This window comes from Haemophilus haemolyticus (genome assembly GCF_003351405.1).
Taxonomy (GTDB): Bacteria; Pseudomonadota; Gammaproteobacteria; order Enterobacterales; family Pasteurellaceae; genus Haemophilus; species Haemophilus haemolyticus_N.
Genome location: NZ_CP031240.1, coordinates 598,748 through 618,460 on the forward strand (window position 1 = coordinate 598,748; position 19,713 = coordinate 618,460).

Annotated in this window: 13 protein-coding genes; 7 read left to right on the forward strand and 6 right to left on the reverse strand. The window is 40.1% G+C overall.

The window, feature by feature from the left end; all coding sequences use genetic code 11:
- Positions 1-13: 13 nt before the first annotated feature.
- The 3 genes from rbsD to DV427_RS03015 all read right to left on the reverse strand — a co-directional run bounded on the left by rbsD (position 14) and on the right by DV427_RS03015 (position 3,402).
- A complete protein-coding gene (rbsD, locus tag DV427_RS03005; protein WP_114891248.1) occupies positions 14-433 on the reverse strand; it encodes a D-ribose pyranase in 420 nt (139 codons plus the stop codon).
- A 183-nt stretch (positions 434-616) separates the two neighbouring features.
- A complete protein-coding gene (locus DV427_RS03010; RefSeq protein WP_114891249.1) occupies positions 617-2,191 on the reverse strand; it encodes a DNA recombination protein RmuC in 1,575 nt (524 codons plus the stop codon).
- A gap of 80 nt (positions 2,192-2,271) precedes the next feature.
- A complete protein-coding gene (locus DV427_RS03015) occupies positions 2,272-3,402 on the reverse strand; it encodes a cytochrome-c peroxidase (protein WP_114891250.1) in 1,131 nt (376 codons plus the stop codon).
- A gap of 390 nt (positions 3,403-3,792) precedes the next feature.
- Here DV427_RS03015 and DV427_RS03020 point away from each other — a divergent pair, with 390 nt between their 5' ends.
- Entirely contained in the window at positions 3,793-6,033 is a 2,241-nt protein-coding gene (locus DV427_RS03020; protein WP_114891251.1) for a nitric-oxide reductase large subunit, read from the forward strand.
- Between the two features lie 280 nt (positions 6,034-6,313).
- Here the strand turns inward: DV427_RS03020 and DV427_RS03025 are convergent, their stop codons facing one another.
- Both DV427_RS03025 and DV427_RS03030 read right to left on the reverse strand, forming a co-directional pair.
- On the reverse strand, positions 6,314-6,409 hold the full coding sequence (locus DV427_RS03025; protein ID WP_005629210.1) for a methionine/alanine import family NSS transporter small subunit: 96 nt from the start codon (positions 6,407-6,409) through the stop codon (positions 6,314-6,316).
- Position 6,410: 1 nt separating this feature from the next.
- Positions 6,411-7,937, reverse strand: coding sequence for a sodium-dependent transporter (locus DV427_RS03030; protein ID WP_114891252.1), 1,527 nt, complete (start codon positions 7,935-7,937; stop codon positions 6,411-6,413).
- A 245-nt stretch (positions 7,938-8,182) separates the two neighbouring features.
- Here DV427_RS03030 and ilvG point away from each other — a divergent pair, with 245 nt between their 5' ends.
- The 5 genes from ilvG (at position 8,183) to ilvA (ending at position 14,190) form a co-directional block, all read left to right on the forward strand.
- Positions 8,183-9,841: an acetolactate synthase 2 catalytic subunit gene (gene ilvG / locus DV427_RS03035; protein ID WP_114891253.1), complete on the forward strand. Its 1,659-nt coding sequence runs from the start codon at positions 8,183-8,185 to the stop codon at positions 9,839-9,841.
- Entirely contained in the window at positions 9,841-10,059 is a 219-nt protein-coding gene (ilvM, locus tag DV427_RS03040; RefSeq protein WP_114891254.1) for an acetolactate synthase 2 small subunit, read from the forward strand. Before ilvG ends, ilvM begins: the two co-directional genes overlap by 1 nt.
- On the forward strand, positions 10,059-10,694 hold the full coding sequence (locus DV427_RS03045; protein WP_046943106.1) for a hypothetical protein: 636 nt from the start codon (positions 10,059-10,061) through the stop codon (positions 10,692-10,694). Before ilvM ends, DV427_RS03045 begins: the two co-directional genes overlap by 1 nt.
- 35 nt (positions 10,695-10,729) lie before the next feature.
- On the forward strand, positions 10,730-12,568 hold the full coding sequence (gene ilvD, locus DV427_RS03050; RefSeq protein WP_114891255.1) for a dihydroxy-acid dehydratase: 1,839 nt from the start codon (positions 10,730-10,732) through the stop codon (positions 12,566-12,568).
- Between the two features lie 80 nt (positions 12,569-12,648).
- A complete protein-coding gene (gene ilvA, locus DV427_RS03055) occupies positions 12,649-14,190 on the forward strand; it encodes a threonine ammonia-lyase, biosynthetic (protein WP_114891256.1) in 1,542 nt (513 codons plus the stop codon).
- A 38-nt stretch (positions 14,191-14,228) separates the two neighbouring features.
- Here the strand turns inward: ilvA and dnaE are convergent, their stop codons facing one another.
- Positions 14,229-17,708 carry a DNA polymerase III subunit alpha gene (dnaE, locus tag DV427_RS03060; protein WP_114891257.1) on the reverse strand — a complete coding sequence of 1,160 codons (3,480 nt, stop codon included), beginning with the start codon at positions 17,706-17,708 and terminating at the stop codon, positions 14,229-14,231.
- Between the two features lie 235 nt (positions 17,709-17,943).
- Here dnaE and DV427_RS03065 point away from each other — a divergent pair, with 235 nt between their 5' ends.
- Positions 17,944-19,596, forward strand: a complete 1,653-nt coding sequence (locus DV427_RS03065; RefSeq protein WP_114891258.1) for a phospho-sugar mutase — start codon at positions 17,944-17,946, stop codon at positions 19,594-19,596.
- Positions 19,597-19,713: the final 117 nt, after the last annotated feature.

Below are 19,713 nucleotides of genomic sequence, written 5' to 3' on the forward strand. Positions count from 1 at the left end.
AATTTCACCTAAATTAAAATGGCACACCAGAATATAAAATTACATTAGCATAAGGAGAACACTCACCACTTCGAACAATCGCTTTGCTTTGGTGTGTATATTTTTTAAAAGTTTCATGTGATACAAACTCTATCTGAAGCTTATTACCTTGATTAGTCTCAATTTGACTAAGTTTAGATAAAAGTGCGGTAAAAATTTCAGGATTTTTTTCTTTAATTTCTTCAGCAATCACTACTCGCTCGACATACATCTCAGAGATCACTGTATCTAAAGTTTGTAAAAAACTTGGCACTCCTGCAGTTAAGGCCAGATCTATACGTTCCACACTTAATGGAATAGGAAGCCCCGCATCACAAATCGTCAAACTTTCTGTGTGACCAAGAGAAGCGATACAACGAGAAAGTTGTGCATTTAATAACATCGTTTTTTTCATATATTTCCTCTCCCCACCTTTATCGAAACGTTTCGATAAGATAAATATAAAGAACAAAAACAGAAAAACAACTGAGAAATTTCAAATTTGAGATATTAATCACAAAATTTTTTGATTAGATAAAATAAAAAATTCTCCGACCAAATTCACATTCAATCGGAGAATAAATTATTTGAAATTATCTTAGTTCAACGTATCCAACCTAGCCAAATCCAGTTGATTATTCAATACATCCACCTCTGGCATCGTTTTATTCGCTTTTGCGGAAAGGGTTTTAAATCGTTCTACTTTGCCTACCAAGCCTTGCTGTCCCACAAGTGCGGTGACCGTGCTGTTGTATTGGTTGCTGACGGTGGAAAGCGTATTGCCGAGCTTACTTAAACGTTCTGCGACCAAGCAAATTTGGTTGTAGATTTCGCCTGCTTTTTCAGCGATTTCTTTTGCCTCTGCATTACCGCGTTCGATGCGCCACAGGTTTGCTACGGTGCGTAAAATCGGCATTAACGTAGTGTGAGAGACCATAATGACATTACGTTCATAACCGTAATTAAATAAGGCAGGATCAGATTTTAAAGCCTCAATATATGCGGGCTCCACCGCAATAAACATAAGAACAAAATTCGGGCTACGCATACCAATAAGATTGCTGTAATCTTTTTTATGCAGATCATTAATATGGCTTTTCAATGCGGATATATGTTCTTTTAGTAAACGCTCACGTTCAAAATCGTCCTCAGAATTCACCGCACTTTCGTAAGCCACCAATGACATTTTGCTGTCAATAATTAAGTGTTTTTCATCAGGTAAATTCAACACAAAATCAGGATAATTGCGTCCACCTTGCTCGTCCTTAAAATGCGCTTGCGCGCGGTAATGCACATTTTCTTCAAGTCCAGCCAGTTGCAAAGTTCGTTCTAATTGCACTTCGCCCCAGTTACCTAAAGTTTTCTTTTCGCCTTTCAGTGCAGAAGTTAAATTACTCGCCTCTTGCGACATATTTAGACCGATTTCTAATACTTTTTTAATTTCCGCTTCCAAGCCTGCATTACCCTTTACGGATTCGGAGTGAATTTCATTAACACGTTTTTGGAAACCTTCAATTTGCTCACGGAAAGGCTTGAGCAACGTTTCCAAGGCAGTTTGATTTGATTGACTAAATGAGCGACTTTTTTCATCCAAAATCCGATTGGATAGATTTTGAAATTCCACGCTTAACTGCTGCTTGGATAGTTCAAAGTTCTGTTGTTGCTCGGAAAAATGTTTTTCTTTTTCTACTAACGTTGTTTTTAATCCTGTTAACTCTTGGGAAAGTGCGGTCAATTTTTCGGTTAAATGTTGTTGTTCCTGTTCTTTACGAGATAGTTGGATTTGGCTATGTTGCAACTGGGCATTCAAACTTTCAGCTTGCGCAGAAGCGATCCCGAAACGTTCTTTTAATGCAGTAATTTGCTCCGCGATGGCGGAATGGCGAGCCTGCTCCTCATCTAATTCTTGGGTAAGATAGTGAATTTTTTCATCACGCTCATTGAGTCGAACTAACAAGCCTTGGCTTTCTGTTTGAGCTTTGATGGTTTGCTGCTCTAGCTGATTTTTGATGCTGGTAAGTTCATCAAATTTACTGGCAAGTTGATTATAATCTTGAGTCGTTTTCGATAATTCTTGATGAAGATATGTATATTTTTGCTGGCGTAGAATAAGCAATAAAATCAATAGAACAACGGTTGCTAACAAGCTAAAAAGCCACAAATTCTCTGACATATATCCCCCTTAAAATGATGCTATAAATTGTAACATAGAAATGTGAGTTAAATTTTAGCTTTAAGTGCGGTGAAACTATCTCACTCACCGCCTTTATCATAGGCAGCATCAGTCAGCGTTTTTAAAAACGCTTCCAACGCATCAATTTCTGCATCAGTAAGCGGTTTACCTTTAAGATCATTATGGCTTATCGTTGGAGCATATTCCGCTGCCGACCAAGGTTTACCCGTTTCAGGATTTATCTTACGCTCAGGATTGTTATGGCTATCCAAAAATAATAATACGGTACGCAGCTCTTTAAATACGCCGTTATGCATATAAGGCGCAGTAACGGCGACATTACGCAATGTCGGTACTTTAAATTTGCCTTTTTGAGCAATATCACCTTTCACCATTGGATTATCTAACAATCCATTATCCACCCAATCTTGACCTAATTTATTGTGAGCAATCAGTGCCTCATTTTTTGGCACGCCGAGATTGAAATAACGATAATTTGTAAAAGTTTCTTCACGATGATCTTTTTCATTCATCTGATGACAATTACTGCAAGTTGTTTTTTCTTTATCAAAAAATAACGCCTTGCCTAATGCCTCTTGCTCAGTAAATTTATCTTGCCCTGCCAAGGTGCGGTCATATTTAGAACTGAATTGAGCAAACAAATCTAATTGCTGAAATGCAGCCAGTGCCTGTTCCATAATGGCGTAAATTTTCTCATCATCTTGCCAAATTTCTGCGCCCCAATGCTTGGTAATGTAATCTTTCACTGCCTGATTTTCGGCAATACGTTTTACCACGCTGGCTTTATCTTTCATGCCCATTTCAACAGGATTGATTGGAGGTCCCCCCGCCTGTTCAGCTAAATGTTTTGCTCGACCATCCCAAAATTGACCGCCAACATAATCCTTAATTTTTTCATCAAAATGAAAATCAGGGGAATATTTTGCATAAATGGCCGTTGGTGTATTGCGATTACCAAACTTTGTCGGATCATCGCCTTGCGAAACCATTTTATCTATATCATTTTCACGTAAATCCGCAAAAGCGGCTGCAGGCATATGGCAAGTAGAACAACTCTGTGTTTTATTGTAAGAAAGTGATTTATCAAAAAAGAAAGCCTGACCTAATCCAAGTAATGCGGGATTTATGGGTTCTTCTTGAGCAAAACAAAAAATAGGTAAGGCAAATAATGACAAGAAATATTTTTTCATTCTAACTCCATGGGTATAAAAAATAACTGCACTTAGTCAAAGTAAATCTACTATTATAAATTTAGACTGTACATAAATTAACTTAAACATTGATATCTTACACCAAACTCAAATTTTTAAACCTTTTCTTACATACTTAAATTAACTACTACTTCTGGTAGAGAGGCAATACTTTTGGGAATTGAAAAACTATTAAAACATTTTTTAACTGCGCTTTTTTTGATGACCTCAATCAAAAATAACCTACTAATTTAGTCAATTACTTTATTTGAGGTATTATTATTGCGTCATAATACCCGATATAATTAGTCGGGTATTTTGCTTTATGTAAAATACTTACCTATGATTTTAAATAGGAAGTTAATTTTTCAATAACCTAGGAGTGATAAAATGGGACAGTATAAAAAGTTCTGGTACCTATTAGTCGCCGTATTGATTGGAGCCTTCTCCATCCTCGGTTACTATGGGTTTGAAGTTTATCGTGAAGCACCGCCAATTCCGCAACAATATGTTTCTGAATCTGGCGAAAAAGTGATTACGCACGATGATATTTTACATGGTCAAACCGCTTGGCAAACTACAGGCGGTATGCAAGTGGGGTCAGTTTGGGGCCATGGTGCATATCAAGCACCAGACTGGACAGCAGATTGGCTTCACCGTGAACTAACTAACTGGTTAGACATTACAGCGAATCAAGAGTTTGGTAAAAACTTCGCTGATTTAAATGATGAACAACAAACTTTATTAAAAGCGCGTTTAACCAAAGAATATCGCGGTAGTAAAGTTGAAAACGGTACCGTTGTGCTTTCGAACACCCGTTTAGCAGCAATGGAAAAAACGGCACAATACTACATTTCTTTATACGGTGACGATCCTGCTACTAAAGTCACTCGTGAACACTTTGCCATGAAGGATAATACCCTTCCTGACTTACAAGCGCGTAAAGACTTAGCTAAATTCTTCTTCTGGACAGCATGGACTGCCTCAGCTGAACGTCCAAATACTCATGCAAGTTATACCAACAACTGGCCACATGAGCCGTTAATCAACAACGTACCAACACCAGAAAACGTCATTTGGTCTATTGCAAGTGTCGTATTCCTCATTGCAGGTATTGGTTTCGTGGTATGGATTTGGTCATTCAAAAAACGTGAAGATGAAAAAGAACCACCAACACCTGAGTTCGATCCACTTACAAAGTTACAACTTACCCCCTCTCAACGCGCATTAGGCAAATATCTCTTTACCGTGCTTGCATTATTCTTACTGCAAGTAAACTTAGGGGCCATTGTTGCTCACTATACCGTTGAAGGTCAAGAATTCTATGGTATTGATATTTCGCAATATTTTCCTTATTCATTAATACGTACTTGGCATATTCAATCAGCCTTATTCTGGATTGCGATGGCCTTCCTTGCTGGTGGTTTATTCCTTGCACCAATCATTAATGGTGGTAAAGATCCAAAATTCCAGAAATTAGGCGTAGATATTCTATACTGGGCATTAGTAGTATTAGTAATAGGTTCATTCACTGGTAGCTACTTAGCGATTGCTCATATTCTTCCTGAAGAATGGAGCTTTATGTTCGGTCACCAAGGTTACGAATTCATTGACTTAGGCCGTTTCTGGCAAGCGGTGAAATTTGCAGGTATCTTATTCTGGTTAGTATTAATGCTTCGCGGTACAGTGAACGCATTCAAACAACCGGGTGATAAAAACTTATTAGCGTTATTCTTCGCTTCTGTTATTGCAATCGGCTTATTCTATGGCCCTGCATTATTCTACGGCGAGCATACTCACATTTCTGTGATGGAATACTGGCGCTGGTGGGTAGTTCACCTATGGGTAGAAGGCTTCTTTGAAGTGTTCTCTGTAGCGGCGCTTTCATTCATCTTCGTAAGTTTAGGTTTAGTTTCACGTCGTACTGCGACGGTGGCAACCATTACTGAAGCAGCGTTGTTCTTAATCGGCGGTATTCCTGGTACGTTCCACCACCTATACTTCGCAGGTGCAACCACACCAATTATCGCAGTAGGTGCGTCATTCTCAGCACTTGAAGTGGTTCCATTAGTGTTATTAGGTCATGAAGCTTGGGAACATTGGGCAATGAAACAAAAGGCACCTTGGATGGATCGTTTAAAATGGCCTATTTACTGCTTCGTAGCCGTTGCATTCTGGAATATGTTAGGTGCGGGTGTATTTGGTTTCTTAATCAACCCACCGATTTCACTCTACTATGTTCAAGGCTTGAACACGACTGCCGTTCACGCTCACGCTGCATTATTCGGCGTATATGGCTTCTTAGCATTAGGCTTCGTATTCTTAATCGCTCGTTACTTACGTCCAAATACACCATTTAACGATAAGTTAATGAAATGGGGCTTCTGGTTATTAAACGGCGGTTTAGTACTGATGATAGTATCAAGCTTACTACCTATCGGTGTTATCCAAGGATATGCAAGTATCTCTGAAGGCTTATGGTATGCACGTAGTGAAGAATTTATGCAACAATCATTATTCGATACCTTACGTTGGGTTCGTTTAGGTGGTGACGTAGTATTCATCTTCGGTGCACTAGCCTTCTTCTGGCAAATCTTTACGATGATTTTCTTCAGACCTAAACATACTTAGTTAGGTTATCCCCCAAAGCGACTTATGTGAAAGTAGGTCGCTTTTTTATTCTTATCTACCATATCTTATATATAAGCTTACAAAGCTTTTTATATAAAATTAGCATTAATATTACATAAACATTAAAAATATTATAGGCTGAAGTAGATTAGCAATTATGTTAATCTGCTTCAGCCCCTTAAATAATATCGAATAATGTTTGTTAATAACCTACACCTTAATCAATTGGTTATTTAGCCCAAATTTTTGGAGACAGATTAAAGTGCGGTCAGATTAATGATTATTCTTCTTTTGGTAATCGAATCAGAGCGTAAACCAATCCACCCCATACCAAAGCGAGAGACACGATCATCATAATAATTGCACCAGTACTCATTTTATTCTCCTTTAGTTTCATCAACGGTTAACTTAATTTCGCTTTTCCATTTTAAGCGAGAAAGGAAGAATGCCACGACAAGCAAGCTAATGGACATCCCCCAACCAAAGGTGTTTACGAACCAGTTTGGATAACCCTCGTAACCTTCAGAGAAGACTTTTGCCCCTTCGCTGAAAAGCATGAATGCTAAAACACCACTCGTTAATACAATGCATAAACGCCAGAAGAAACCAACTTTGAAAGATGACGTTTCATTTAAGTGATTACCCAATAAACCGAGTTTTTCATTTGCCACAATCGCAATTAAAGAAGCAAACGCTACTGCAACAATACCGAAATAGTTTACGAATTTATCGAACACATCTAACATTGGTAAGCCAGTTGTCGTGCCGAATAAAATGACAGAAACGAACATCATTGGTACGCCCACGATAAACGTTACTTTCCCACGACTAATACGAATTTTATCTTGAATTGCAGAGATAATTACTTCAATTACAGAGATGAATGAAGTTAATGCCGCAAAGGTTAATGATCCAAAGAACAATACGCCTAGCACTTCACCAAATGGTGCTTTATTGATGATGATTGGGAACGCAAAAAATGCTAAACCAATTCCGCCTTTTGCCACTTCGCTGACTTCTTGACCTTGCGCTGTTGCAATAAAGCCTAATGCTGCAAATACGCCGATACCCGCTAACACTTCAAAGCTACTGTTAGCAAAACCTACAACCAAGCCGCTGCCAGTCAAATCGGATTCTTTTTTAAGATAAGAGGCATAAGTCACCATAATCCCAAAGCCGATTGAAAGAGAGAAGAAGATTTGCCCATAGGCTGCAATCCACACACTTGGATTAGAAAGTTTCGACCAATCTGGCGTAAATAATGCATCTAAACCTTTTGTCGCACCTGGTAAGAATAAGGAATAAATCACAAGCGCCATAAACATCACAACGAGCACTGGCATTAATACAGAAGATGCTTTAGCAATCCCTTTTTGAACGCCCATAGAAAGCACGCCTAACGCAACAATCCACATTGCAATTAATGGGCCTGTTACCATACCGACAAATTCAAAACTCACACCGTTTTTAATGTCACCCATTTTTAAGAATTCACCGATGAAGAAATCGATTGGTTTATCGCCCCATGCGCCAGTGAAAGAAAAATATGTGTAGCTTGCCGCCCAGCCTAATACCACAGCGTAATATAATCCGATGATGACATTCACCATCATTTGCCACCAACCAAATACCTCAAAGTGCGGGCTAACACGGCGATAAGAAAGTGGTGCACCACCACGATTGCGGTGACCAATTGCATAATCTAAAAATAAAAGAGGAATCCCTGCAGTTAATAACGCGATAAGGTAAGGGATGATAAATGCTCCACCACCATTTTCATAAGTGGTATAAGGGAAACGCCAAATATTACCAAGACCGACGGCCGAACCAATCGCTGCCATAATAAATGCACGACGACCAGAAAAAGTCTCACGCTTTTGCGCTTTTTGGGCTGAGTGCGCCATAAATTATCCTATGTAAAAAAATTAAAAGAGTTTCAATATAATGAAATCTAATCATCAGTCAATAAATAAGCACAAAGAGCGGTAAAAATTCACTAATTTTTTAATAAAAAGAACATAAACATTCAGAACAAGCCTATTTTCACCGCACTTTTTTCGTTTTTTTCGTCCCAAACCCTACCAATGACTCGAAATTTCGCTACAATGCTGAACTTATCCCAAAATAAAAACAACAGGAAACAAACACAATGACAGGTGCACAACTCATCATGGAGTGCCTGAAATCACACCATGTTACGACTCTTTTCGGCTATCCAGGCGGCGCAATCATGCCAACCTACGATGCCCTTTATGACGCAGGCTTAGATCACTTACTTTGTCGTAATGAACAAGGGGCTGCCATCGCAGCGATCGGTTATGCTCGTTCCACAGGAAAAGTAGGCGTCTGTATTGCAACATCAGGCCCTGGCGCCACCAATTTAGTTACTGGATTAGGCGATGCCATGATGGACTCCATTCCCGTTGTAGCCATTACCGGTCAAGTTTCCTCCCCATTAATCGGCACGGATGCGTTCCAAGAAGCCGATGTTCTAGGACTTTCTCTTGCTTGCACTAAACACAGCTTTATCGTTCAAAGTGCGGATGAATTAGCCGATGTTTTTGCGGAAGCCTTTGAAATTGCCCAAAGCGGACGCCCCGGCCCAGTTCTTATTGATGTGCCTCGTGATATTCAAGTTGGTAAAGTACCTGTAAATATAAAAGCCTACGTTAAAACACTAGAAAAACCGACCGCACTTTCAGTAGATAAACTCGCTGAAGCAAAAGAATTATTAAAAAATGCTAAAAAACCGGTGCTTTATGTGGGTGGCGGCGTTGGTATGGCGAAGGCTGTTCCTGCCCTACGCGAATTTTTAACCCAGACTCAAATGCCATCTGTCTCAACTCTAAAAGGTTTAGGTGCAATTGATCCAAACGATGATGTGTATATGGGAATGATTGGTATGCATGGTACGAAAGCTGCTAATTTTGCCGTGCAAGAAAGTGATTTATTACTCGTATGCGGTGCTCGTTTTGACGATCGTGTAACAGGTAAACTCGATACCTTTGCTCCTCACGCTAAAGTGATTCATTGTGATATTGATGCAGCGGAAATTCATAAATTACGCCGTGCAGATGTTGCCCTACAAGGGGATTTAATCCAAGCACTTAATGCACTCAAACAAGAGCTTGATATTGAACCTTGGCGTGAACAAATCAGAAATTTCAAAGCAAAATTAGATTTCACTTATCTTGAAAATCAAGGCAATCGCCCGATTGATCCTTGGGCATTACTCAACACCCTATCTAATAGAAAACCAAATAATGCGGTAATTTGTACCGATGTAGGTCAGCATCAAATGTGGTCAGCGCAACATATGAAGCATTTTTCGCCAGAGAACTACATTACTTCGGCAGGTTTCGGCACAATGGGCTTTGGCTTACCCGCTGCTGTGGGGGCAAAAAAAGCACGCCCACAAGATGAAGTCATTTTGGTTACGGGTGATGGCTCACTCATGATGAATATCCAAGAATTGGGTTCAATCAAACGTGGCAATTTACCGGTAAAAATTTTGCTATTGGATAACCAACGCTTAGGTATGGTTCGCCAATGGCAGGATTTATTCTGGAATAAACGTCGCAGTGAAACCATTTTAGATGACAACCCAGATTTTGTAATGCTTGCTAACGCGTTCGGTATTCCTGCAGAACGTATTGAGTCCGCCGATGATGTGGATGCAGCACTCAACCGATTATTAAACAGCAAAACAGCCTATTTATTACAAGTATGTATTCCACCTGATGAATGTGTATGGCCACTTGTGCCACCGGGTGCATGTAACGCGGATATGGTAGAGGAGATGAACTAATGAATGAATATAAACTTGAACTCGTCACTCGCCATCGTCCTGAAGTATTGGAACGCATTTTACGAGTAGCACGCCACCGCGGTTTCACCGTTACAACAATGGAAATGACACTAATTGAAACCCAAGTGCGGTTAAAAATCACCGTAAAATCTGACCGCACTTTAGATCTATTAGTGAATCAGTTGGCGAAATTGCCAGATGTGCTGGAGATAAAATAATGAAAAATATACGTTTGTTATTGGAGTTACTTATTACTTTCGTACTATTTGGATGCACTTCATTACAAGATAAAGAACTATCTTCTCAAAAAGAAGTAATACACTCTTTCTTTATAGCAGAAGACAACATTTATGCTATAGGGCAACTTAATAGTTATCACTTTGCCGGTTCAAAATATAGTGAAACTGGAGATTTAATTCGTATCTTACGATCACCTTATGTAAAAAACATATCATCTGTGAAAATTCATTCTATCGCTAAAGATGTTGAAAAAAACAAAGTGAAAGCTACATTAACACTATATTTTAATGATAAAGAGCTTACCCAAAAGCAATCTAATGAGCTCTATGGACAAAATTATTACAATATGCAGGAGCATAATATATTTTTTAGAATGGAAGATGGTGAAATTGTTGATATTAAAAATAAAAATGAGATTTTAAAAAAAGCCAAATTGATTAAACCTTTGGAAACTAAGTACTTAGAATATCGTCAAGAAAAAAGATTCAGTGCTGAAGCAACAGAGGATAACATTACAGTAGCTGGACGAGCATCAGCGGCAATGATTATTTTTGTACCATTAGCAATTATCTCATTACCTTTTTATGCAATTCAGTCTTTATCTGGAAAATAAAAACAAACCCTAAAATTTACTCGGAGAGATTATTTATGCCAAAACTACGTTCAGCGACTAGTACACAAGGTCGTAATATGGCAGGCGCACGTGCCTTATGGCGTGCGACAGGAATGAAAGAAAATGACTTTGGTAAACCGATTATTGCGGTGGTGAACTCTTTCACCCAATTTGTGCCAGGGCATGTTCATTTAAAAGATATGGGACAGCTTGTTGCAGCTGAAATTGAAAAAGCTGGCGGCGTAGCAAAAGAATTTAACACCATTGCGGTGGATGATGGTATCGCAATGGGTCACGGTGGAATGCTTTATTCTTTACCAAGCCGTGATTTAATCTCAGATAGCGTGGAATATATGGTTAATGCGCACTGTGCTGATGCGATGGTGTGTATTTCCAACTGTGACAAAATCACCCCGGGAATGTTGATGGCGGCAATGCGTTTGAACATTCCGACAATTTTTGTCTCAGGCGGCCCGATGGAAGCAGGTAAAACTAAACTTTCTGATCAATTAATCCGCTTAGATTTGGTTGATGCGATGATTGAAGCAGCCGATCCGAATGTGTCAGATGAACGCATTGATGCCATTGAGCGTAGTGCGTGCCCAACTTGTGGTTCTTGCTCAGGAATGTTTACCGCTAACTCTATGAATTGCTTAACTGAAGCGTTAGGTTTATCTTTACCAGGCAATGGTTCTATGTTGGCGACCCATGCTGACCGCAAAGAATTATTCCTAAAAGCAGGTCGTCAAATTGTTGAGCTTTGCAAACGCTATTATGAACAAGATGATGAAAGTATACTGCCACGTTCAATCGGTACATTTGAAGCCTTTGAAAATGCCATGAGTTTAGATATTGCGATGGGTGGTTCAAGTAATACCGTTTTACACTTATTAGCGGCTGCTCAAGAAGCTGGCGTAGATTTCCAAATGGCTGATATCGATCGCTTATCCCGTGTTGTCCCTTGCTTAAGCAAAATTGCACCAAATACTAATAAATACCACATGGAAGATGTACACCGTGCAGGTGGCATTATGGGCTTATTGGGTGAATTAGATCGTGCGGGTTTAATCCATCGCAACACCAAAACCGTGCTAGGAACAACACTAGAAGAACAATTAAATCAATATGATATCATTCGTAACAAAGACGAAGAATTACACAAATTCTTCCGTGCAGGCCCTGCAGGCATCCGCACAACTCAAGCATTCTCACAAGATTGTCGCTGGGATACCGTCGATAATGATCGTGTAAACGGTTGTATTCGCAATAAAGAAAATGCGATCTCGCAAGAAGGTGGCTTAGCCGTATTATTCGGTAATCTCGCGGAAGATGGATGTATCGTTAAAACCGCGGGCGTAGATGAATCTATTTGGAAATTCACTGGCACTGCAATCGTATTTGAAAGCCAAGAAGATGCGGTTGCAGGCATTTTAGGTGGCAAAGTCAAAGAAGGTCATGTTGTTGTTATCCGTTACGAAGGCCCTAAAGGCGGACCTGGTATGCAAGAAATGTTATACCCAACCAGTTACTTAAAATCGATGGGCTTGGGCAAAAAATGCGCTTTATTAACGGATGGCCGTTTCTCTGGTGGTACATCAGGCTTGTCTATTGGACACGCATCACCAGAAGCTGCTTCTGGCGGTGCAATAGGCTTAGTACGCGATGGCGATATTATCAACATTGATATTCCAAACCGTGCAATTAACTTAGAAATCAGTAATGAAGAACTCGCAGCACGCAGAGCTGAACAAGATCAAAAAGGTTGGCAGCCTGCTAACCGTGAACGTGAAGTATCTTTCGCATTGAAAGTATTCGGTCACTTTGCAACCTCTGCAGACAAAGGTGCGGTACGCGATAAAACATTATTAAAATAATTTAACGGTTCCCCCTCCTTCATAAGAGGGGGATAAAACAAAGGAAAAACTAACCGCACTTCATCATCAAAACAAACACTATGAAAAACCTACTCACCAATCCTCAACCTTCTCAATCAGATTATATCAATGCCATTGTTAAACTTGGTTCACGCGTATATGAAGCAGCGCAAGTGACCCCTTTACAAAAAATGGGAAAACTTTCTGAACGACTGCACAATAATATCTGGATTAAACGTGAAGACCGTCAGCCAGTAAATAGTTTTAAACTACGCGGCGCTTACGCCATGATTTCTAGCCTTTCAGCAGAACAAAAAGCAGCTGGCGTAATAGCGGCATCTGCAGGTAACCATGCGCAAGGCGTGGCATTATCAGCGAAACAATTAGGCTTAAAAGCATTGATCGTCATGCCACAAAACACCCCAAGCATTAAAGTGGATGCAGTGCGTGGTTTTGGTGGTGAGGTGTTGTTGCATGGTGCTAATTTCGATGAAGCCAAAGCAAAAGCGATTGAGCTTTCAAAAGAAAAAAACATGACATTTATTCCACCATTCGATCATCCATTAGTGATCGCAGGACAAGGCACGTTAGCGATGGAAATGCTACAACAAGTGGCAGATTTGGATTATGTGTTTGTACAAGTCGGCGGGGGTGGCTTAGCTGCAGGTGTAGCAATTTTGCTTAAGCAATTTATGCCGGAAATTAAAATCATTGGTGTAGAATCAAAGGATTCTGCATGCTTAAAAGCTGCTCTCGATAAAGGCGAACCAACAGATTTAAATCATGTTGGATTATTTGCAGATGGCGTTGCCGTAAAACGTATTGGTGACGAAACATTCCGTCTATGTCAGCAATATCTTGATGATATGGTACTGGTCGATAGTGACGAAGTGTGCGCAGCAATGAAAGATTTATTTGAGAACGTTCGTGCTGTTGCAGAACCATCAGGTGCATTAGGTTTAGCTGGTTTGAAAAAATATGCAAAACAAAACCATATTGAAGGTAAAAATATGGCGGCAATTTTGTCTGGTGCGAACTTGAATTTCCACACATTACGTTATGTATCTGAACGTTGTGAAATTGGTGAAAACAGAGAAGCTTTATTAGCTGTGACCATGCCTGAACAACCTGGTAGTTTCTTAAAATTTGCTTATGTATTAGGTAACCGAGCTGTAAGTGAATTCAGTTATCGTTATGCAGATGATAAACGTGCTTGCGTGTTTGTTGGGGTAAGAACGACAAATGAGCAAGAAAAAGCAGATATTATTGCAGACCTCACTAAAAATGGTTTTGATGTTGAGGATATGTCTGATGATGATATTGCGAAAACGCATGTTCGCTATTTAATGGGGGGTCGCGCAGCCAATGATAACGAACGCTTATATACGTTCGAATTTCCTGAACAAAAAGGTGCATTATTGAAATTCTTGGAAACGTTGCAAAATCGTTGGAATATTTCATTATTCCACTATCGAGCCCACGGCGCAGATTATGGAAATATCCTTGCAGGTTTCCAAATTGAAGAACACGAACAAACAGAATTTGAACAGGCTCTTGCCCAACTCAATTATGTTTTTGAAGATGTGACAGAAAGCAAATCTTATCGTTATTTCTTACGTTAATCTTATAAAAAAGGCGTGATATTTTTCACGCCTTTGTATTATTCAAACTCTAATTCCACCGCACTTTCGCCAAGTAAATTCACCAATTCCGTCAGAATTTCATCTGTTGGAATAATCGACCATTGCACACCCAAACGTAACAACGCACGACCTTTCGGACTTTGATAATACACGTTAATCGGCAACGTTCCACCACTAACAGGCTCAAGTAATGCTTTAAGTTGTTTAATGAAACTTGGTGTAATTTGGTACTCAGAAAGACTAATAGCTAAGGATTTGACATAACGAGAACGAGCCTCATCCAAGGTCATCAACTCGCGCACCGTCATTTTTAAGCCACCAGAGAAATCATCAAAGCTCACCTGCCCAGAAGCAACAATCACCGTATCTTTTTGTAATTTCTCACCAAATTGTTCTAGGCTTTCACCAAATAATGTTAAATCTAAACGACCTGAACGGTCGTCCAATGTTGCAATACCTAGACGATTGCCTTTTTTCGTCATCGCAATTCTCGATGCCACAACTAGCCCCGCCACAGTGCTAATTTGCCCACGACGATTTGGTGCAAGATCTTTTAAGCGAGTTGAAGTGTAATGAGAAAGTTCTTTCAAATAACGACTAACAGGATGGCTACTTAAATAAAGCCCCAAGGTTTCTCGTTCACCATCAAGGATTTGTTTTTCGGTATAAGGTGGTGTATTGGCGTAGGCATTTTCCACTTCTTCATGGGTTTCAGTCAGCACACCGAACATATCCGTTTGACCCATTGCTTCATCTTTCGCATGCTGATCGGAAGCTCTAAGCGCATCTTCTAAATTCTTAGAAAGTGCGGCGCGATGTGGGCCTAATTTATCAAAGGCACCCGACATAATTAGGCTTTCAAAGGTACGACGGTTAATTTTTTTCAAATCTACACGAGCGCATAAATCGAATAAATCTTTGAAAATCCCCCCTTCATTTCTTGCCGTCACAAGTGCTTCAATCGGACCTTCTCCTACCCCTTTAATCGCGCCAATACCATATACAATATCACCTTGTTCATTGACGCTAAAATGGTGTTTACCGATATTAATATCTGGTGGCGTTACTTTTAAGCCCATACGTAAACATTCGTCGTACAAACCTACGATTTTATCCGTGTTATCCATTTCAGATGTCATTACCGCTGCCATAAATTCTGCAGGGAAATGGGTTTTGAGCCAAAGGGTTTGGTAAGACACCAAGGCATAAGCAGCGGAGTGAGATTTATTAAAACCATAGCCAGCAAATTTTTCCACCAAGTCGAAAATCTTCATGGATAGCTCGCCATCTACGCCGTTTTTCTCCGCACCTTCTTTAAATACAGAACGCTGTTTTGCCATTTCCTCTGGCTTTTTCTTACCCATTGCACGACGCAATAAATCAGCCCCACCCAAGGTATAGCCAGCCAGCACCTGCGCAATTTGCATCACTTGTTCTTGATACAAAATAATACCGTAGGTTGGCTCAAGAATAGGTTTCAAGCTTTCATGTTGATATTCTGCATCTGGGTAAGACACTTCTTCTCGCCCATGTTTACGGTCAATAAAGTTATCTACCATGCCTGATTGTAGCGGACCAGGACGGAACAATGCCACCAACGCAATGATATCTTCAAAACAGTCTGGCTGCAGGCGCTTAATCAAATCCTTCATACCACGCGATTCCAGCTGGAACACGGCTGTAGTTTCGGAACGTTTAAGTAATTCAAAAGATTCAGGATCATCAAGTGGAATGGCAGCAATATCTACTCGAGGCTTGCCTTCACGCACCATACGAGCATTAATCATATCTAATGCCCATTTAATGATAGTGAGAGTACGCAAGCCTAAGAAGTCGAATTTCACAAGCCCTGCATATTCCACATCATTTTTATCAAAGTGAGTAACGGGATGTAAGCCTTCATTATCACAATAGAGCGGTGCAAAATCAGTAATTAAGGTTGGCGAAATGACCACGCCACCAGCATGTTTACCAGCATTACGCGTCACGCCCTCCAGCTTGCGCGCCATATCGATCAAGGCTTGCACTTCTTCATCGCTATCGTAGGCAGCCTGTAATTGCGGCTCGGCCTCAAATGCTTTCGCAAGTGTCATACCAGGATCTGGCGGAATTAATTTCGAAATACGATCAACGAAACCATACGGATGCCCCAATACGCGCCCCACATCACGAATCACCGCTTTTGCAGCCATGGTTCCAAAGGTAATAATTTGTGATACCGCGCCACGGCCGTAGGTTTCAGCAACGTGTTCAATCACTCGGTCTCGACCATCCATACAGAAATCCACGTCGAAATCGGGCATAGACACACGTTCTGGATTTAAAAAACGTTCAAATAGCAAATCAAACTCTAGCGGATCTAAATCAGTGATTTTTAATGCATAAGCCACTAATGAACCCGCACCAGAACCACGACCTGGCCCAACAGGAATGTCGTTATCTTTCGACCACTGAATAAATTCCATTACGATCAAGAAATAACCCGGGAATCCCATTTGGTTAATCACATCCAGCTCAACCTGTAAGCGTTCATCATATTTTGGTCGTTTTTCTAACCGCACTTTTTCATCGGGGAATAAAAAAGCTAAACGCGCTTCCAAACCTTCTTTGGCTTTTTGCACCAAGAAATCTTCTGTAGTCAAATCTCCCGTCGGGAATTGAGGTAAGAAATATTGACCGAGACGCAAAGTGACGCTACAACGTTGCGCAATTAATAAGGTATTTTCGAGAGCGGAAGGAATGTCAGCGAATAACTTGCACATTTCGTCTTCGCTGCGGAAATATTGTTGTGGAGTATAACGTTTTGGACGTTTAGGATCGTCTAAAGTATAGCCATCGTGAATCGCTACGCGAATTTCATGGGCTTCAAAATCCTCTGCATTCAAAAACATCACATCATTAGTTGCGACTAGTGGTAAATTGCAACGTTCTGCTAATTTCAAAGCCGCTTGAATATAACGTTCTTCATTTGGGCGACCAGTACGGCTTAATGCCAAATAAAAATGATCAGCAAAAAATTCTTGGTAAAAAGCGACCGCACTTTCAATTTCGGCTACGTTTTCTTTCAACAATTTTTTACCTACATCGCCTTGTGTCCCCCCTGACAAAATAATCACACCCTCGTGATGTTCAATTAACCAATCTTGATCAATATAAGGTAAATCGTTATAACCTCGTTGATAAGCCTTTGATAACAATAAAGTAATATTTTTATAGCCTTCATTATTTTTAGCCAGCAAAGTAAGATCAAAGTATTCATCGCCACACAATGTGCTTTTTACTTTTACATCTGCACCGATAATTGGCTTCATCCCCGAAGAAAGCATTTCGCCATAAAAACGCACAACACCACAAAAATTAGTAAAATCTGTTAATCCCATCGCAACCATTTCATTGGCAGCACAAGCTTTCACGAGAGGTTTTACTTTGACGATACTATCAATCATCGAAAAATCTGTGTGCGTGCGAAGATGGATGAAACGAGGCTGGGATGACATTGAAAATCCTTAAAGTGCGGTTAAATTTTGCCGTAAATATTGAGGCGGTATTATAGCGAATTTTTCAAATAAATGCCTATGCAACAAACGGCTTTCCTAATTCGCTCGGATAACCGATTGCGTGAACAAAAAATGTTAAGTAGATCAAAATTTTGATAATTATCCGTTCCCATTTTGGGTGATTTCGGCTAGTCTAGCAGCGATTTATTTATTTCAAGAGAATAAGGATGATCCTATGACAACTCTTTTTCATGTAGCGCAAAATTGGTTAAACCAAGATCCTGACGCAGAAACTCGTGCAGAATTAACCGCACTTTTAGATGCAGCAAAAGGCGGAGATAAAGCGGCTGAAGCAGAATTACACGCGCGTTTTGATGGTCGTTTACAATTTGGTACGGCAGGTTTACGTGGCCGTTTACAAGCTGGCTCAATGGGGATGAACCGAGTTTTAGTTTCTCAAGCTGCTGGCGGTTTGGCGGAATATTTAAAAGGTTACGATAAAGAACCATCTATCGTAATTGGTTACGATGGCCGTAAAAACTCTGATGTTTTTGCCCGCGATACCGCTGAAATTATGGCGGGGGCAGGCGTGAAAGCCTATTTATTACCACGCAAATTACCTACCCCAGTTTTGGCTTATGCTATCCAATATTTTGATACCACTGCAGGTGTAATGGTGACAGCAAGCCATAATCCACCGGAAGATAACGGCTATAAAGTATATTTGGGCAAAGCAAATGGCGGCGGTCAAATCGTTTCACCAGCAGATAAAGACATCGCAGCATTAATTGATAAAGTTGCGGCTGGCAATATCCAAGATTTACCACGTAGCGATAATTATGTGGTGTTAAATGATGAAGTAGTAGATGCGTACATTGCAAAAACAGCATCATTAGCTAAAGAGCCAGCTTGCGACATTAACTATGTTTATACCGCTATGCACGGTGTTGGCTATGAAGTTTTAAGTAAAACGCTAGCAAAAGCAGGCTTACCACAACCTCACGTAGTCGCAGATCAAGTTTGGCCAGATGGCACTTTCCCGACTGTGAATTTCCCAAATCCAGAAGAAAAAGGCGCGTTGGATTTAGCAATTAAAGTGGCAAAAGAAAAGAATGCTGAATTCATCATTGCTAATGACCCAGATGCAGACCGTTTAGCCGTTGCTGTGCCTGATGCGCAAGGCAACTGGAAATCACTACATGGTAATGTGGTAGGCTGTTTCTTAGGTTGGTACTTAGCAAAACAATATCAAGGTAAACAAGGCACATTGGCTTGCTCACTTGTTTCTTCTCCTGCACTCGCTGAAATTGCGAAAAAATACGGTTTCCAATCAGAAGAAACCTTAACCGGTTTCAAATATATCGGCAAAGTATCTGGCTTATTGTTTGGTTTTGAAGAAGCATTGGGCTATTTAGTTGACCCAGACAAAGTACGCGATAAAGACGGTATTTCTGCAACAATCGTGTTCTTAGATCTTGTACGTAACTTGAAAAAGCAAGGTAAAACTTTAGCAGATTATGCTGATGAATTTACCAAAGAATTTGGTGCTTATGTGAGTGGTCAAATCTCTATTCGAGTAAGCGATCTTTCAGAAATTGGAAAATTAATGGCCGCACTTCGCAACAATCCACCAGCAGAAATCGCTGGCGTGAAAGTGGCACAATTTATCGACCATACTAAAACAGATCGTCAAAGCGATATCCTTGTATTTAACTTGGAAAATGGCGGACGCTTAATTGCTCGTCCTTCAGGTACTGAGCCAAAAATTAAATTCTACTTAGATGCGCGCGGTAAAGATCCAAAAGATGCAGATCGCGTATTAGCAGAATTTGATGAAGGTGTTCGTCACATTCTTCGCCAAGATGCTTATGGCAAACAAGACTGCTAATTAATCGTTTCTAAAAATAAAACGCACTTTGTAGAAAGTGCGTTTTTTATGAACCTAATATCTCTAAAAAATCGACTGTTAGTCATTTAATAAAATGCGATAAATTTTTACCGCACT

Excerpts from the sequence above, each read along its gene's own strand:
- rbsD (WP_114891248.1), bottom strand. The coding sequence starts at position 433 with ATGAAAAAAACGATGTTATTAAATGCACAACTTTCTCGTTGTATCGCT.
- DV427_RS03010 (WP_114891249.1), bottom strand. The coding sequence starts at position 2,191 with ATGTCAGAGAATTTGTGGCTTTTTAGCTTGTTAGCAACCGTTGTTCTA.
- DV427_RS03015 (WP_114891250.1), bottom strand. The coding sequence starts at position 3,402 with ATGAAAAAATATTTCTTGTCATTATTTGCCTTACCTATTTTTTGTTTT.
- DV427_RS03020 (WP_114891251.1), top strand. The coding sequence starts at position 3,793 with ATGGGACAGTATAAAAAGTTCTGGTACCTATTAGTCGCCGTATTGATT.
- DV427_RS03025 (WP_005629210.1), bottom strand. The coding sequence starts at position 6,409 with ATGAGTACTGGTGCAATTATTATGATGATCGTGTCTCTCGCTTTGGTA.
- DV427_RS03030 (WP_114891252.1), bottom strand. The coding sequence starts at position 7,937 with ATGGCGCACTCAGCCCAAAAAGCGCAAAAGCGTGAGACTTTTTCTGGT.
- ilvG (WP_114891253.1), top strand. The coding sequence starts at position 8,183 with ATGACAGGTGCACAACTCATCATGGAGTGCCTGAAATCACACCATGTT.
- ilvM (WP_114891254.1), top strand. The coding sequence starts at position 9,841 with ATGAATGAATATAAACTTGAACTCGTCACTCGCCATCGTCCTGAAGTA.
- DV427_RS03045 (WP_046943106.1), top strand. The coding sequence starts at position 10,059 with ATGAAAAATATACGTTTGTTATTGGAGTTACTTATTACTTTCGTACTA.
- ilvD (WP_114891255.1), top strand. The coding sequence starts at position 10,730 with ATGCCAAAACTACGTTCAGCGACTAGTACACAAGGTCGTAATATGGCA.
- ilvA (WP_114891256.1), top strand. The coding sequence starts at position 12,649 with ATGAAAAACCTACTCACCAATCCTCAACCTTCTCAATCAGATTATATC.
- dnaE (WP_114891257.1), bottom strand. The coding sequence starts at position 17,708 with ATGTCATCCCAGCCTCGTTTCATCCATCTTCGCACGCACACAGATTTT.
- DV427_RS03065 (WP_114891258.1), top strand. The coding sequence starts at position 17,944 with ATGACAACTCTTTTTCATGTAGCGCAAAATTGGTTAAACCAAGATCCT.